This is a genomic window from Faecalibacillus sp. TM498, from assembly GCF_020589955.1.
Taxonomy (GTDB): domain Bacteria; phylum Bacillota_I; class Bacilli_A; order Erysipelotrichales; family Coprobacillaceae; genus Faecalibacillus; species Faecalibacillus intestinalis.
Genome location: NZ_JAJDKB010000168.1, coordinates 1 through 330, shown reverse-complemented (window position 1 = coordinate 330; position 330 = coordinate 1). Strand labels below are relative to the sequence as shown.

The 330-nt window shown below is 27.9% G+C and carries 1 protein-coding gene; it reads right to left on the bottom strand.

What is annotated here, in order from left to right:
* Positions 1-330: hypothetical protein (locus LJD32_RS15155; protein WP_227403854.1), on the bottom strand; the 330-nt coding region annotated here is incomplete at both ends.

Here is a 330-nt window from a genome sequence, read left to right as displayed (position 1 = left end):
TTGTAAGTCCCATCTTACATAAGTTTTTAAAATGTTCTTTCTTTTCTAAAGCATCGATATCAAAACGACTGACAACACTTAAACATAAAACAAAATTAATTAAGATAGCGCCAATGTGTAAAGCAATATGCAACATCTTCATATGAAGTGACGAGAAAATAAATGTTGGTATTAAAATGACAGCTAACATAATAAAAACAATGAGTAATTTACTTTGTTGCATAAATAAGGCTAAATCACCTAAAACAATCGTATCTTCTCCTTTTAGATTCAACGAATCAACCATTTCATTTAAAGTATGAGGAATGAAATAATAAAACAAACCATAAG